Raw genomic sequence first — 15,294 nt, 5'->3', positions numbered from 1 at the left:
CCCTACGGAGTACTCCAACACCTAAGTTACGGCGTTATGTTTATTCAATTTTTGTGAGCAAACCCGTCGGGCGCAAAAGAAAAACGGAGGGCGAAAAACGCCCTCCGTCCCAAGGCTGATTACATCAGGCCTGCTTCTTTGTAGTACTTGGCTGCACCGTCATGCAGCGGAGCCGACAGACCGTCCTTGATCATTTCTTCTTTCTTCAGGACAGCAAATGCCGGGTGCAGTTTTTTGAAATCATCGAAGTTTTCAAAGACTGCTTTGACAACGTTGTAGACAACGTCCGCGTCGGTGTTGGTCGAGGACACGAAGGTCGCGCCAACGCCGAAGGTGACAACGTCATCCGGGTTACCACGATACATGCCGCCCGGAATGGTGGCTGCACGGTAGTACGGGTTGTCAGCGATCAGCTTGTCGATTGCCGGACCGGCAACTTCAACCAGAACCGAATCACAGGCAGTGGTTGCTTCCTGGATCGAACCGGACGGGTGACCAACGGTGTAGATCATCGCGTCGATCTTGTTGTCGCAAAGTGCCTGGGACTGTTCAGCCGGCTTCAGTTCGGATGCCAGCGAGAAGTCGTCCAGCGTCCAGCCTTTTGCAGCCAGAACGATGTCCATGGTGCCGCGCTGACCGGAACCCGGGTTACCAATGTTCACGCGCTTGCCTTTGAGGTCGTCAAAGGTCTTGATGCCGGCATCTGCACGAGCAACAACGGTGAACGGCTCCGGATGGACGGAGAATACAGCGCGCAGGTCTTCGAACGGACCCTGGTCTTCGAATTTAGAAGTACCGTTATAGGCATGGTACTGCCAGTCAGACTGGGCAACACCCATGTCCAGCTCGCCGGTACGAATGGTGTTGATGTTGTAGACCGAACCACCAGTGGATTCGACCGAGCAACGAATACCGTGCTCTTTGCGATCCTTGTTGACCAGACGGCAGATAGCGCCACCCGTCGGATAGTACACACCGGTCACACCACCGGTACCGATGGTGATGAAACGGTTTTCCTGTGCCGAGGCCTGACCGGCAAACAGCGAGGCGCCAGCAATTGCAGCGACTGCACCCGCTACAGCAATAAGTTTTTTCATAAGGATTCGCTCCCTTTTTACACCCTGTTATAAGGCTTTCCAGTGTTCGACATTGAACAGCTGAATTAAACGGAAACATCAGAAAAATCAGATGTTTCGACGATGGGGATTATAGTGTCCGCCTTAGCGGAATAAAACCCTATAACCCCGAAACCTCCTGACGAATTTACGCATTTTCGCGTATAGCCTGTTTCGTTTTGCCCCTCCTACCACATGGGTTGCATAATCTGGTGAGCCTGTTCGCCTGTTGCGATTGGCCGCCCCATCAAGATCGAACCATCATGTGCCTGGGCAATAAGCTCAGCATTGTTCGAAGCGGGCGATCCGTCAACCTTAAGGTGATTATTTTCAAACCCGATACGCGCATGTCCGCCAAGCCCCGCACCCGTCAGAATGCAGGCATTTTCATAAGCCCCAAAGGCACATAGCATCCATTCCGAGACATACGGACTGGACCCGATAAATGGCAAAAGATCAGATGGCTGCGACATCTGCCCTGCGGTGTAACGCCCCAACACAAACAAAACCGGGAACCTGTCCCCGGGCAGAACGCCGATTTCAACCAGCTGATTGAACCGCGCGACATCTTCTGGCGCATAGAGGATCAGTTGCGGTGCAATTTTGGCTTCGCGCATAAACTCGAAAAACGATTTCAGCGCATTAAGGTCCGCATCACCGGGCGCAATTTCGCGCACGGCAATCGACACGGCCTCTGGCACAAGGCTTCTGATCATCTCCATCTGCTGCTGGGCTGTGTAGATGCCCACCGCCTCGGTCGTGACCTGCAACAGCATATCGTCACCGACAGATGATCTGACCTCGGTCAGCATTTCACGATAGCGGCCAACATCAAGGCTGTGTTTCTGCTGATCATCACGAACATGCAGATGCATCATCGACGCCCCCGCCGCCTTGCATTCAAGGGCCGTTTTGGCGACCTCGGCCGGGGTGATCGGAATGCTTGGCAAATCGGCTTGCGTTTTGCGCGCGCCATTCGGGGCCGACGCAATCAGAAACGGCTTGTCACCATAATCCATTACGCCAGTCCCTCTGCCTTAAACACGTCATCAAGCGCACCCGCAAACAGATCGACGATCTTGGCGACATCACTTTCATCAATGATGAAAGCCGGGGCAAACAGCACATGGTCACCACGAACGCCATCAATCGTCCCCCCCATGGGATAAGCCATCAGACCACGGGCAAAAGCCGCCTTCTTGATCTTGGTATTGATTTTAAGCGCCGGGTCAAACGGGTCCTTGGTTTCACGATTGGCGACCAGTTCCACGCCGCGGAACAAACCGCGGCCACGGATATCGCCGACAAACGGATGTTGCCCCAGTTTTGCCTCAAGGGCACTGACAAGGTTTTCACCCTGCTTGACGACATTGGCAAGAAGGTTGCGTTCCTTGATCGCGCGTTGCGTCGCGAGGGCTGCAGCACAGGCGGTTGCATGCCCCTGATAGGTATGGCCGTGCTGGAAGAAACCCGATCCGTTGGCAATGGCATCGTTAATTTTCTTGGATACAAGCACCGCGCCAATTGGCTGATACCCTGCGCCAAGTCCCTTGGCGATGGTTTGCAGATCACCAGAAATGCCTTCCTGCTCAATCGCGTGCAGGGTGCCGGTGCGTCCCATACCACACATGACCTCGTCAAGGATCAGCAACACACCGTACTGATCGCAAATCTCGCGCACGCGTTTGAAATAGCCCGGCACCGGTGCCAGCGCCCCGGCCGTTGCCCCGACAACCGGTTCGGCAACGAATGCCGCGACGTTTTCAGATCCCAGCTCAAGGATCGCCGTTTCAAGTTCATTAGCAACGCGAAGGCCATATGCCTCTGGCGTTTCATCGTCGCGCTGATCGCGATACTGATAAACGGGAGCGATATGACTTGCAGTGATCAGAAGCGGTTCAAACTGCTTGCGCCGCCACATATTGCCCCCAACCGACAGCGCACCAAGGGTATTGCCGTGATAGGATTGGCGACGCGCAATCACATATTTGCGGTCCGGTTGACCGATTTCCAGAAAGTACTGGCGCGCCATCTTAAGGGCGGCTTCGGTGGCTTCTGACCCGCCAGACACGAAATAGACCTTATCAATGCCTTCGGGCGCGGATGCGACCAGCTCATCAGCCAGTTCTTCCATCGCATCGGATGAAAAGAACCCGGAATGGGCATAGGCGATCTGATCAATCTGGGCATGCATGGCAGCCCGGACATCCGGGTCGGAATGGCCAAGGCAAGACACCGCGGCACCACCGCAAGCATCGAGATAACTCTTGCCGTTCTGATCAAAGATATAGATCCCCTCACCCCGGACAGCACGCGGAGGCGTGGATGTGCTCGTACGGTGCAGAACACGGGTGCCTGCGTTCGGAACCGGGGCATTGGATTGGGCAGAGTTTGACGCTTTGGTCATGATCGGACGTTCCGTAAAGTGCCTAGTCTTCGAGATATGTATCAAAGACAGCGAGTTGTTCTTCTGCAGCGGCAATCCGTTGCAGGGCCTTCGGGCCACCGCGTGCGACCAACAGGGCCACAAGCGCCTGCATGACCGAAAGGGCGGCGGTAAAACTTTGGAAAAAGGATTGTGACGTATCGCGCACCACAAGCTTGCACAGCGCATCCATGGCGATTGGCGACACATCGGAATCTGTAAGCGCAATCACCAGGCAATGCTGGGATCGGGCAAACTCGACCGCGCGCACGGTGTCGCGGATATAGGGTTTGGCACCGACCGCAATCAAGAGGTCCCGTCGACCAATGCCGCGCAGCTCATCACCAAACGTGCCCGAATGGCCGTCGACCAAAACGCCATTGTCGCAAAACAGCCGATAGGCATAGGCAAACTGACATGCTGCCGGATAGGCCGCACCACGCCCGACGATGAAGACCTGCCGCGCATCTTCGATTGCCTCGCAGGCTTCGATCAGGCGGGACACAAGTTCAGGCGAAAAGGCAGCACTGATATTATCAATCTCTGTGCGGCAGATGCTTTCAAGAAGATGCTCATCACGGTTGGCATCATTCTCGGTCCGTTGGGTTTCGCGGGCGCGCTGGGCATAGCTTGCCGGCTGATCAAGCAACCGGTTCTGATAATGATCGCGAAACTCCTGCCAGGTTTCGACGCCAATCGCACTCATCAACCGGGTGATCGTGCTGGGGGGCACGTCTGCGGCACGGGCCAGCGCCCGCATCGAGCGCAGGGCGACATCACTTGGATGATCAAGGATATAGCGCGCAGCCTTTTGCATTTGCGGACTAAGCTTGGCGTAGTCCGATATCAGCTTTTCACGCAAATCAGTCTGCACACCCATCACCAAGATACCCGCGCCAAACCAAGGAAACCATGATTACGCCACAGGTGACGCATCGACACAACACATGTTTCAGAAGTTATAATTTTGAAACAGTTGTTTCGACATTCTGTTTCATCGCAAGGGCAGTTGGAAATTGCGTGAAGTCTAAAAAACATGGACTTATTAGAAAAAACTGTAAAAATACCGGAGTTCAAAGGTGAAACTCCTGCGTTTCATATCGGAAACGCAAAAGCGCCCAATGGTGGAAGTTGCAACACCGAATCGGTGGATGACCAATGGAAACAAAGATCATTGAGTCCCTTAATCAGGCACAGGCAGGCATCGCCCTGTTTGATGCAGAAGAACGGATTGTCTTTGCCAATCCGGCGTGGGAACAATTGATTTCGGGCGTTGCCGAGGAAGACCTGATCTTCAATGAAACCGAACTTGCCGATGGCGGCATGATCTCGGTCTGCTTTGTCAAACCACAGGTCCCGCAGTCCGAGCGGCTTGATCTTGCCAGTTCCGCCAATGACGCCAAGATCGGCACCATCATCATTGCCGATGACAGTGAAAGCAACCGTATGGTCGCACGGCGCATTCTTCAGGCCGAAGGATATGGCATTGTTGAAGCAAGCAATGGCCAGACTGTTCTGAACATGCTCAAACGCGGGGTGAATGCCGACCTGATCCTGATGGATGTCGAAATGCCCGATATGGACGGGCTGCATACGACGCGGCGCATCCGCCATATGAGCGGCCCGGTGGCGCGCACTCCGATCATTGCGCTTTCCGCCCATCAATCACGTGACTGGAATGTCATTGCCCGGCAGTCGGGCGTTGATGATTTCATCAACAAACCCATCCAGCGGCAAAAACTGATCGACACCATGCAGGAACTGATCACCCGGCGCAGCGGCACCAATGTTGATCCGAATGCCGCCCAGAAACGCAGCAAGGGCGCACGGATCGGACGTCCACCGCGCCCGGAATCCCTGACCAGCCCTGTTCTTGATGTCCGAATTCTTGAACAGCTTTACACAGATGCCGGCGATGAAGGTGCCGGATGCGGGATTGAGATCTTCATCAACGAAACGGAATCACGCCTGGTCAAGATCGACAAGGCGCTGTCTGAAGACGACATGACCACCGTGCGGAATGAGGTCCATGCCCTTAAAAGCACGTCGGGCACCTTTGGCCTTCGACAGCTTTCCGAGCTGTGCGAGACAACCCAGTCCGAATTCGAAGATAACGATCCCGATGAAAACCGCCTGCTATCGCTTTCGCGCCAGGTTGTGCAGCTCGCCCCCACGGCCCTGACCGCGCTCAACCTTTATCGCCGGTCACGCAATATCAGCAGTGCCCCGCACGTCTGATCCATCCAACCCGCACCAGATTTGCCAAACCATCAGCGCCCAGATACTAAGCGCCATATCAATATCATGGCCGGATACCGCGCGCTTCCAGTAGGCGGCTTTGACATCACGCGAAATCGCGACATCCGCAAACACCGTCTCAAGAATACGGTCCTCATCCCCCCACAGATATCGGACTACCTCGCCAAGCCATTTTGCCACCGGCGGATTAAACCCGATCTTCCGGTTCTGGACATGCCCGGCTGGCAGATAAGGCGAGATGGCCTGACGCCAGAGGGTCTTTGGACCGTGCTTGAGATGTTGCTTTGCCGGGACTGAGGCTGCAATACGCACAACGTCATGCCCCAGAAGCGGCAGGCGATATTCCAATCCATGTGCCATCCCGCACCGATCTGACATCAGCAACTGATTGCCCGGCAGTGTCACATCGCGATCAAAATTCATCATCGCGCCCACCAAGCCACGGTCCAGATCCGGTCGCCAAGCAATCCGGGCATCACATTCGGGAATGGCACTGCGGTTGTTCCAGACGTCAAAAGCATGATCGGGCCCACCCGATGTGCCCGACAAAAAGCGCTGCATTTCCCTGTCATTGCCAACCGCGGACAGGCTTGCCATCAAGCGCCGCACGGGCGCGGGCACATACCGCCAATAGTCCTCGTAAAGCTGCGCCGCCCGATATCGCGGATAGCCGCCAAACAACTCATCTCCGCCATCGCCTGACAGGCAAACTTTGACATCCGCGCTGACAGCCTGTGAAAGGCAGCGCATCAGAACAATGGACGGATTGGCAAATGGCCCGCCAACGCTCTGCATTCCTGCAACAAGCTCCTGATGGATTTCCTCTGGCGTGCTCGGGGCAGCAACAACGTTCAGGTCCTGCCCCAGATGCCGACACAAATTTTGGGCGGCAGCCGTTTCATCAATGGCCGGATCATCAAAACCCATGACAAACGCTGGCGGAGATGGCTCTCCACGTTCGCGGGCAATATCGCACGCCAATGCTGCAACCCCGGCGCTGTCCAGCCCGCCCGAAACCAGACACCCGACCGGGCAATCAGTATCCATCGCATCCGCAACCGATTGTCGAACAGCAGACAGCAATGCCTCAGGTGTCGCGACCTCTCCTGCTCCTCCCGCCTTCTCTGCCGGATGCACAATACGCTGCTCATCAACCTCTCCCGCCTGCCACCGCAAAACCGTCCCGGGCGAGAGAAGGGTTACGCCCTCTATCCCCGTATCCGGCGCGGGTACAAAGAGATGGGCGAGATATTTCGGTTTGATGCTCTCATCCCGCACGAGTTCCGCAATTGCAGAAAATGCCGATATCTCTGAGGCAAAGGCAAGCTGCCCGTCCGAGGGGAGCAGAACATAAAGCGGTTTGATCCCCAGCGGGTCACGCGCCAGCCACAGGCAGGATTGCGTCCTGTCCCACAAGGCAAGTGCATACTGCCCGGACAAGGTTTCAAGCACGCGGGCAGGTTCATCTCCACGCCCGATCGCCTGGGCCAGCAGTTGAAGGACAAGTTCCGCATCATTTCGGGTTTCGAAGGTTATCCCATCAACCCTTGCCAACTGCATCCTGCGCCGATGCCCTGCGATATAGCCGTTAAAGACCAGAACAAACCGATCATCTGACGTAACAAGCGGCTGGTTGGCCTGATCGGCTAGATCGGTGGTGGCAAGGCGCGTGCAGCCAAGGGCGATCTTTCTTTCTGGATCAGTCCAGACACCCGAGCCATCTGGCCCACGGTGGACAAGGCGCTGCAGCATGGCATTGATGGCATTCAGGTCGTCTGGTCGGGTTAAGCCTGCGATGCCACACATGGATGCCCTGCCTAAATCCGGTCGCTGCCGCTTTCGGGATCCGAAAACTCGGCATCTTCATCTTCGCCGACCAACCGGCCTTGCAGATCGCGCAGAACATACAGGCGCAAGGCGCTTGAAAGATTGCCTTCGCGGTCGGTATCGATTTCGACAACCAGTTCGGCCAGCGTCATGTCGCGACGCTCTGCAATGCCAACCAGTTCTTCCCAGAAAGCATCTTCGAGCGAAAAGCTCGTCCGGTGGCCGGCAATTGTCACTGATCTTTTACGAACGGCATCATCCATCGGTGTTTAGTCTTTAACTCCGGCACAAAAACGACCATGATTTCAAAAGCTTTCCGCCATGATAGGGCATCGACATGAAATTCATACATCTTTCCGACCTTCACATTCTGGCTAGAAATGACGTCTCGCGCCTGCCCGATGCGGCCGCGACGCTCCGCAAGGTCATTGCCGAGGTCAACACCTATCACGCGGATGCGGAAATCTGCATCATCACCGGTGACATCACCCATCGCGGCACACCGGAACAGTATGAAAATGCGGTCGAGATCCTCTCAGATCTTGCCATTCCCTATCTGATTATTCCGGGTAATCATGACATCCGTGAAGCGTTTCGCGATGCCTTTCCGACAACCGAAACCGACACCCATGGCTTTGTCAACTTCGGCCAGACTTTCAATGGCGTGCGCTTTGTGATGATGGACAGCATCGTGCCCGGCCACCATCACGGCACGCTGTGCGCACAACGGCTTGACTGGTTGCGCGATGAGCTGACAGCACATCGTGACACGCCGACCTACCTGTTCATGCACCATCCGCCTATGGAAATGGGCCTGCCCTTTATTGATTCGATCCGCCTTGATGCCGAGGCAGAACTTGGTGAAATCGTCACCGCCAACCCGCAGATCAAACACCTTTTCTTTGGCCATCTGCACCGCCCGGCAACCGGCACATGGCTTGGTGTACCGTTCGTTCTGGGCAATAGCACCCAGTCGGGTGAACCGCTTGACTTCCGTCACGAGAAAGAAGAAGAACTTCAGGACCCCAACCCGCTTGGACCGGGCTATGGCATTGCCTTTGCCGACGGGGATGGCGGGCTTCGCTATCACTTCAATTTCGTGAAGTTCGATATGTAAACTGGTTCAGGCTGCTTCTGCCGCCCGATCCCATTCTTCGCGAACGGTGGCGTCCGCTTCGGTCGCAAAATGTACCGCACGGGCTTTGGCAAATGCCGGAGGCTCCATCAATTGTGACAAGGCCCAGACTGCACTGGCCCGGATCAGCTCACTTTCATCTGTCAGCAGATTTTCGATACGCGGGATCAGACGCTGCGCCCCGCTATTGCCCGCAGCGATCAAAACGTTGCGCAGGAACTTTGGCCTGCCAATCCGCTTGATTGGCGATCCGGTGAAGAACGCGCGAAAACCCGCATCATCCAGATCAAGGAAATCGGCAAGTCGCGGCGCGGTCAATTCGACACGCGGGATAAAGGCCATTTCGGCCGTTCGGCTGGCAAACTTGTTCCACGGGCAGGCCGCCAGACAATCATCACAGCCATAGATGCGATTACCCATGGGCTTGCGGAACTCGACCGGGATCGGCCCGTCATGTTCGATCGTGAGGTAACTGATGCACTTGCGCGCATCAAGCTTATAGGGGGCCGGAAAGGCATCCGTCGGACAGGCTGACAGGCACTTCGAGCAGGACCCGCAATGATCGATTTCCGGTTCGTCTTCCGGCAGATCAAGGGTCGTGAAAATCTCGCCTAAAAACAACCAACTGCCAAATTCGCGAGAGACAAGATTGGTGTGCTTTCCCTGCCAACCAATGCCCGATGCCTGCCCCAAGGGTTTTTCAAGAACCGGGGCAGTGTCGACAAACACCTTGACCTGCTCCACCCCACCAGATTGTTCGACGACCCAGCGCGCCAGCTGCTTCAGGCGCTTTTTGATCAGATCGTGATAATCCTTGTTCTTGGCATAGACCGAAATCATCGCCCGATCGGGATGATCGAGCAACGCCATCGGGTTTTCCGCCGGGCCATAATTACTGCCCAGAACAATGACCGATTTCACATCCGGCCAGAGCATTTCCGGATCGCGTCGGCGCGGCAGACGTTCCGGATCATTCATCCAGCCCATGGAGCCGTATTCCCCACCGGCGACAAATTCATCAAGACGTTGCTGATTGCGCGCATCAATCTTTGGCCGCGCGACACCACAGACATCAAAGCCGACTTCTCGGGCTTTGGCATGAAGCATCTCAAACGTGATGTCTTGGCGCATTTTGGTCTTCATGGCGTGGTGCGGGTTTGTCTTGTTTCACGGCCTCTCTCTGCTGCCTTATATAATCATCCGCCCAAAACGCAAAAGGCCGCAGCATGAAGCTGCGGCCTTTTAACAAACTGATAAACCGTGGCCCTAGCCGCGCCCACGATACGGGGCAACGCCCTGCTCGGGGATCCAGACACCATCCGGGGCCGGGCCGGTCTGATAGAACACATCAATCGGAATGCCGCCGCGTGGATACCAGTATCCACCGATGCGCAGCCATTTCGGATCGAGGGTTTCGACAATGCGCTTGCCGACCTTGATCGTGCAATCTTCATGGAATGACCCATGATTGCGGAACGACGTCAGGAAAAGCTTCAGCGACTTGCTTTCCACCAGCCAGTCACCCGGAACATAATCAATCACCAGATGGGCAAAATCAGGCTGGCCGGTGATCGGGCAAAGGGACGTGAATTCTGGTGCGACAAACCGCACGCAGTAATCGGTTCCGGCCTGCGGGTTTGAAACGCGTTCCAGAACAGCTTCATCAGGCGATGCCGGCTGTTTGGTATCGCCGCCCAGCATGGTCAGGTTGTCGTAAATCGTTTGATCGGCCATGGCTTAGTCCTCGATAATCGGCACGGGATCAATGTCCCCGCCTTCCTGTCTGGCATGGAAATCGCGCGCAAAGGCGTCCATGCGTCCCTCGGAAATGGCTTCGCGCATGCCGCGCATCAGATCCTGATAATAGGCAAGGTTATGCCAGGTCAGCAGCACCGCACCGAGTATTTCCCCCGCCTTGATCAGGTGATGCAGATAGGCACGCGAATATTTCGTGCATGCCGGGCAACCGCACTGATCATCAAGCGGACGATCGTCATCGCGATGGCGGCCGTTTTTCAAGTTCAGCGTCCCGCGATGGGTAAAGGCCTGCGCGTTGCGCCCGGACCGGGTCGGCAGCACACAGTCAAACTGATCAATCCCGCGCATCACGGCACCGACAAGATCGGACGGCTTGCCAACCCCCATCAGGTAGCGCGGCTTGTTGGCAGGCAGCATATCAACGCAGAAATCAAGCGTATCAAACATGATCTGCTGGCCTTCGCCGACCGCAAGCCCCCCCACCGAATGGCCCGGAAGATCAAGCTCGGCAAGTTTCTCAGAACTCTCGCGACGCAGGTTTTCAAAAACACTGCCCTGCTGAATGCCATAAAGCGCATAGCCTTCGCGGTTAACAAACGCATCCTTGGACCGCTTTGCCCAGCGCATCGACATTTGCATGCTTTCGCGCGCCTGCTGTTCGGTCGCGGGGAACGGCGTGCATTCATCAAACGCCATGGTGATGGTCGATCCCAGCAGATGCTGGATTTCCATCGAACGTTCCGGCGTCAGGTTGAACTTGCGGCCGTCGATATGGCTTTTGAAGGTCACACCGTCTTCGGTGATCTTGCGCAGTTTCGCCAGCGACATGACCTGATACCCACCACTGTCGGTCAGGATCGGTTTGTCCCAATTCATGAATTTATGCAGACCACCCAGACGCGCGATACGTTCCGCGCCCGGACGCAGCATCAAATGGTACGTATTCCCCAGAAGGATCTGGGCGCCCGTATCAGCAACGTTTTCAGGCAGCATGCCCTTTACCGTGGCAGCCGTGCCGACCGGCATAAAGGTCGGCGTATCAATCACGCCGTGGGCTGTGTGGATGCGCCCCAAACGGGCCTTGCCATCCTGGGCAAGCAATTCATAGCGAAATTCGGTCATCGGTTTTTATGTCCGTGCATCAATTTTATTGGCGCATTCAAGCAGGCTGCAATCGCCATAGGAATAGAAGCGGTATTCATTTTCGATGGCGTGGCCATAGGCTGCCTTCATCCGATCAAACCCGGCAAAGGCCGAAACCAGCATAAACAGCGTCGAACGCGGCAGGTGGAAGTTGGTCAGAAGCATATCCACGGCGCGGAACTTGTAACCCGGCGTGATAAAGATGTCGGTCTCTGCCTCGAACGGTTCAACCACCCCGTCCTCGCGCGCGGCACTTTCAAGCAGACGCAGCGACGTGGTCCCGACTGCAATCACCCGGCCACCATTTGCGTGCGTCTCGTTGATCAGATCGGCGATTTCCTTGCTGATTGATCCCCATTCGGCATGCATTTTGTGGTCATCGGTATCATCGACCTTGACCGGCAGGAACGTCCCCGCCCCAACATGAAGCGTAATAGTGCGGCGATTGATCCCGCGCGCATCCAGATTGGCCAGAAGGTCCGGGGTAAAATGCAGACCTGCCGTCGGGGCCGCCACCGCGCCGTCCTTTTGCGCAAAGATGGTCTGATAATCGGACTTGTCCTGATCATCGCCACCGACCTCGCGGCGGATATAGGGCGGCAGTGGCATGACGCCGTACTTTTCAAGGGCTGCAATCAGATCTGCACCCGACTTGTTAAAGCGCAGCGTGACTTCACCACCGTCCTTCTTGGCAAGGACCTCGGCTTCGAATTCGTCATTGACCTTGAAGGTTTCGCCGATGCGCAGCTTCTTGGCCGGTTTGGCAAATGCCACCCAGGTGCCAAGGCCTTCCTGCTTATGCAGGGTGACTTCAACCTTGGCATCGCCGCGTTTACCAAAAAGGCGGGCCGGAATAACACGCGTATCATTGGAAATCAGCAAGTCACCGGGACGCAGGATATCGGGCAGTTCGCGCACGATACGGTCCACAGTTCCCGTACCGGAAAGATCAAGCATACGAGCAGCATCACGCGGATTGGCCGGATGTTCTGCAATGCGTTCGCGCGGCAATTCAAAATCGAACAGATCGACTTTCATGGATCAGGGCAATTCCGGGTCAATTGAAGAAGCAAATGAAGGGGCGTCTTATGCGCCCCTTCGTAAAAAATCACAAGGCTATGAGCGGCATATCTGACCCGCCCTTGCCTTGTATCAGCCCGACCTTAAGGCCTTAGCCGCGGGCCGGTTCCGCATTGACGCGCGGGGTAACCACGCTCATCAGCAGGCGGAACGGTGCAAGGCAAGTCAACGCCATGATCATCTTGGCGGCAAAGTCGCCCATCGCCCACGTATCCCACGGAAGACCGGTACCGGCAAACGCGATCGAGAAGAAAAGCGCGGTATCAACCGCCGAACCGATACCCGATGACACCAGCGGGGCCTTCCACCAGCTGGCGCGGCGCAGCTTGTCAAAAACGGTGACATCCAGCATCTGGGCAATCAGGAATGCCGAACCCGATGCGATGGCAATGCGCGTATCTGCAAAGATCAGCGACAAAACAACCGCCAGGGCAAAACCGGCCAGCACGACAACACGTGCCGCCGCCGCACCGCGTGCGCGGTTGGTCAGGTCGGTAACAAGAAAGGCGACCGGATAGGTAAAGGCACCATAGGTCAGCCAGTCGGCCAGAACGCCCGGCAGCGGGTATTCGACCAGAATGTTCGATGCGACAACGGTCACCGCCATGGCGAGAACACCGAAAATGATCGCTTTCATCTGTTAGCCTTTCTAATCAAATGAACCCACGCATAACAAATCTCGCGGCCCACCAAACTGGGCGACGATCTCGGACGGATTCTGTGTAACTTTGGTGCGGCTGTTTACGCGCAGACCAAAGCCCGGTCAAGGAAAAACGGCGATCAGGAAGAACCTGATCGCCGCTGCAGATCGCTGCATGTCGCCCCGGGGAAAATGGGGCGCCGCGCTGCGAAACTATATTCTTATGCGATTACAGCATGATGCCGCGAATGGTGAAGAACAGAAGCGCCCCAAGGAAGGCACCAGCCGGCACCGTCACCACCCACGCGGTTGCAATCGTCACCGCGTAGCGACGACGCACCAGAAGGCGTTTGCGGAATTTCTTCTCTGCCTTTTCGGCTTCGCTCGGATCGATTTGACGGAGCGCTTCGATATGCTCGTCCGCCTGCTCGTTCTCGCTGCGATCCACCAGCATCGGCGGTGCGATCTGGCGACGGCGATGTGACAGGCTTTCACGCAGGAAGCCAACCCCGAAGACCGCACCAACAGCAATGTGGGTCGAGCTGACCGGAAGGCCCAGCGCAGATGCGACAATCACCGTAAGGGCGGCTGACAATGCCACGGTATAGGCACGGATCGGATCAAGCTTGGTGATTTTCGAACCAACCGTCTTGATCAGTTTCGGACCAAACAGGATCAGACCGGCAGAGATACCAACCGCACCAATCACCATCACCCAGATCGGGATCGGGGCAGATGTCACGATCTGACCGCTATCAACACCCGAGACAATGGCCGCCAGCGGGCCAATCGCGTTGGCTACGTCGTTGGAGCCATGCGCAAAGGAAAGAAGGGCTGCCGATACCACCAGCGGAATACGAAACAGCGATGCGATTTCCTTGCGACGACCGGTCATGCTTGCCGATGCCCGGAAGACGGCCTTGCGCACCGGGATCACGGTCAGGAAGAAGGCGGCAATACCAATCGCGATGACGACCGGGGTGTCGGCCTTCCAGATTTTCTTTACACCCTTCATCATCAGGTACATCGAAAACGCGGAAACCATCACGCCCACCAGGATCGGAACCCATTTGCGCGCAGCCGTCACACGGTCTTCGGTGTAAAGAATGCGGAATTTGATGAAAGCCAGAAAGCCTGCTGCGATCAAACCGCCAAGCACCGGGGAAATCACCCAGCTTGCGGCGATCTTGCCCATGGTCGGCCAGTTTACCGCACCAATACCAACGGCGGCCATCCCAGCACCCATGACACCCCCGACGATGGAGTGCGTGGTTGAAACCGGTGCACCAAGCCAGGTTGCAAGGTTCAGCCAAAGGGCCGCTGCCAGAAGGGCCGCCATCATTGCCCAGACAAAGGTCTTGGCATCGGGCATCTGGGTCGGGTCGATAATGCCGTTCTTGATCGTGCCGACAACATCGCCACCGGCAATGATCGCACCGGCCGCTTCGAATATCGCGGCAATCAAAAGGGCGCCAACCATGGTTAGCGCCTTGGAGCCCACCGCAGGGCCAACATTGTTGGCAACGTCGTTCGCGCCGATATTGAGCGCCATATAGCCGCCAATAACAGCAGCCGCGATCAGAAAGCCACTTTGCGGCAGTCCGCCCATGTGAAAGGCGACAAACGCACTACAGGCAAGCAGGAAGACAAGTGCCAAACCAAGCTTTGCACTGATCGAAGCGGTTTCACCCAGCCCCGCATCCATGCGTTTTTGCCACTTGAGATCCTTATCCAGAGCAGTTTTCTTTACCGACATAATCAACCGTTACCATCAAAGGGAATCGACGGGCGGATCATGTCGAAGCCGGACCTCTTTGTTAAGGTTTTTTTGCTTATTTATGACAATCCAACATCAACTTATTGAACTGAAACAAAAACGGCCCCGCAAAGCAGGGCCGTTTTATCGAGATTG

14 protein-coding genes are annotated in these 15,294 nt (G+C 56.1%); 2 read left to right on the top strand and 12 right to left on the bottom strand.

The features are described 5' to 3' along the window. Positions 1-119 precede the first annotated feature (119 nt). The 4 genes from UF64_RS07920 to UF64_RS07905 form a co-directional block, all read right to left on the bottom strand. Positions 120-1,097: a TAXI family TRAP transporter solute-binding subunit gene (locus UF64_RS07920; RefSeq protein ID WP_044828039.1), complete on the bottom strand. Its 978-nt coding sequence runs from the start codon at positions 1,095-1,097 to the stop codon at positions 120-122. A 206-nt stretch (positions 1,098-1,303) separates the two neighbouring features. Continuing rightward, a complete protein-coding gene (locus UF64_RS07915; RefSeq protein WP_044828038.1) occupies positions 1,304-2,134 on the bottom strand; it encodes a 3-keto-5-aminohexanoate cleavage protein in 831 nt (276 codons plus the stop codon). Beyond that, positions 2,134-3,522 (bottom strand): aspartate aminotransferase family protein, encoded by a 1,389-nt coding sequence (locus UF64_RS07910; protein ID WP_044828037.1) that lies wholly within the window; start codon positions 3,520-3,522, stop codon positions 2,134-2,136. The genes UF64_RS07915 and UF64_RS07910 overlap by 1 nt, the downstream gene beginning before the upstream one ends. A 22-nt stretch (positions 3,523-3,544) precedes the next feature. Next, entirely contained in the window at positions 3,545-4,420 is an 876-nt protein-coding gene (locus UF64_RS07905) for a MurR/RpiR family transcriptional regulator (protein WP_044828036.1), read from the bottom strand. Between the two features lie 278 nt (positions 4,421-4,698). Between UF64_RS07905 and UF64_RS07900 the strand changes: the two genes are divergently transcribed. Then, positions 4,699-5,778 carry a response regulator gene (locus tag UF64_RS07900; protein WP_044828035.1) on the top strand — a complete coding sequence of 360 codons (1,080 nt, stop codon included), beginning with the start codon at positions 4,699-4,701 and terminating at the stop codon, positions 5,776-5,778. Here the strand turns inward: UF64_RS07900 and asnB are convergent. Next, complete coding sequence (gene asnB / locus UF64_RS07895) at positions 5,746-7,605, bottom strand: asparagine synthase (glutamine-hydrolyzing) (protein WP_044828034.1); 1,860 nt, start codon at positions 7,603-7,605, stop codon at positions 5,746-5,748. The genes UF64_RS07900 and asnB overlap by 33 nt on opposite strands. An 11-nt stretch (positions 7,606-7,616) precedes the next feature. After that, positions 7,617-7,889 (bottom strand): ribbon-helix-helix domain-containing protein, encoded by a 273-nt coding sequence (locus UF64_RS07890; protein WP_044828033.1) that lies wholly within the window; start codon positions 7,887-7,889, stop codon positions 7,617-7,619. A gap of 74 nt (positions 7,890-7,963) precedes the next feature. On the opposite strand from UF64_RS07890, the gene UF64_RS07885 reads away from it, so the two are divergent. Continuing rightward, positions 7,964-8,743, top strand: a complete 780-nt coding sequence (locus UF64_RS07885) for a phosphodiesterase (RefSeq protein WP_044828032.1) — start codon at positions 7,964-7,966, stop codon at positions 8,741-8,743. Positions 8,744-8,749: 6 nt separating this feature from the next. Here the strand turns inward: UF64_RS07885 and queG are convergent, their stop codons facing one another. The 6 genes from queG to UF64_RS07855 form a co-directional block, all read right to left on the bottom strand. Further along, entirely contained in the window at positions 8,750-9,904 is a 1,155-nt protein-coding gene (gene queG, locus UF64_RS07880) for a tRNA epoxyqueuosine(34) reductase QueG (protein WP_044828031.1), read from the bottom strand. Between the two features lie 123 nt (positions 9,905-10,027). Further along, complete coding sequence (gene queF, locus UF64_RS07875; RefSeq protein ID WP_044828030.1) at positions 10,028-10,495, bottom strand: preQ(1) synthase; 468 nt, start codon at positions 10,493-10,495, stop codon at positions 10,028-10,030. A 3-nt stretch (positions 10,496-10,498) separates the two neighbouring features. Next, positions 10,499-11,641 (bottom strand): tRNA guanosine(34) transglycosylase Tgt, encoded by a 1,143-nt coding sequence (gene tgt / locus UF64_RS07870; RefSeq protein ID WP_044828029.1) that lies wholly within the window; start codon positions 11,639-11,641, stop codon positions 10,499-10,501. Between the two features lie 6 nt (positions 11,642-11,647). Continuing rightward, the gene (gene queA, locus UF64_RS07865; RefSeq protein WP_044828028.1) at positions 11,648-12,700 is read right to left on the bottom strand and encodes a tRNA preQ1(34) S-adenosylmethionine ribosyltransferase-isomerase QueA; all 1,053 of its coding nucleotides are present in this window, start codon (positions 12,698-12,700) and stop codon (positions 11,648-11,650) included. Positions 12,701-12,833: 133 nt separating this feature from the next. After that, entirely contained in the window at positions 12,834-13,379 is a 546-nt protein-coding gene (locus UF64_RS07860) for a VUT family protein (RefSeq protein WP_044828027.1), read from the bottom strand. A gap of 232 nt (positions 13,380-13,611) precedes the next feature. Continuing rightward, a complete protein-coding gene (locus tag UF64_RS07855; protein WP_044828026.1) occupies positions 13,612-15,138 on the bottom strand; it encodes an inorganic phosphate transporter in 1,527 nt (508 codons plus the stop codon). Between the last annotated feature and the right edge of the window lie 156 nt (positions 15,139-15,294).

This window comes from Thalassospira sp. HJ, assembly GCF_000948415.1.
GTDB lineage: Bacteria > Pseudomonadota > Alphaproteobacteria > Rhodospirillales > Thalassospiraceae > Thalassospira.
The sequence above is the reverse complement of the archived record's forward strand: the minus strand, read 5'-3'. Positions and strand labels throughout refer to the sequence as shown.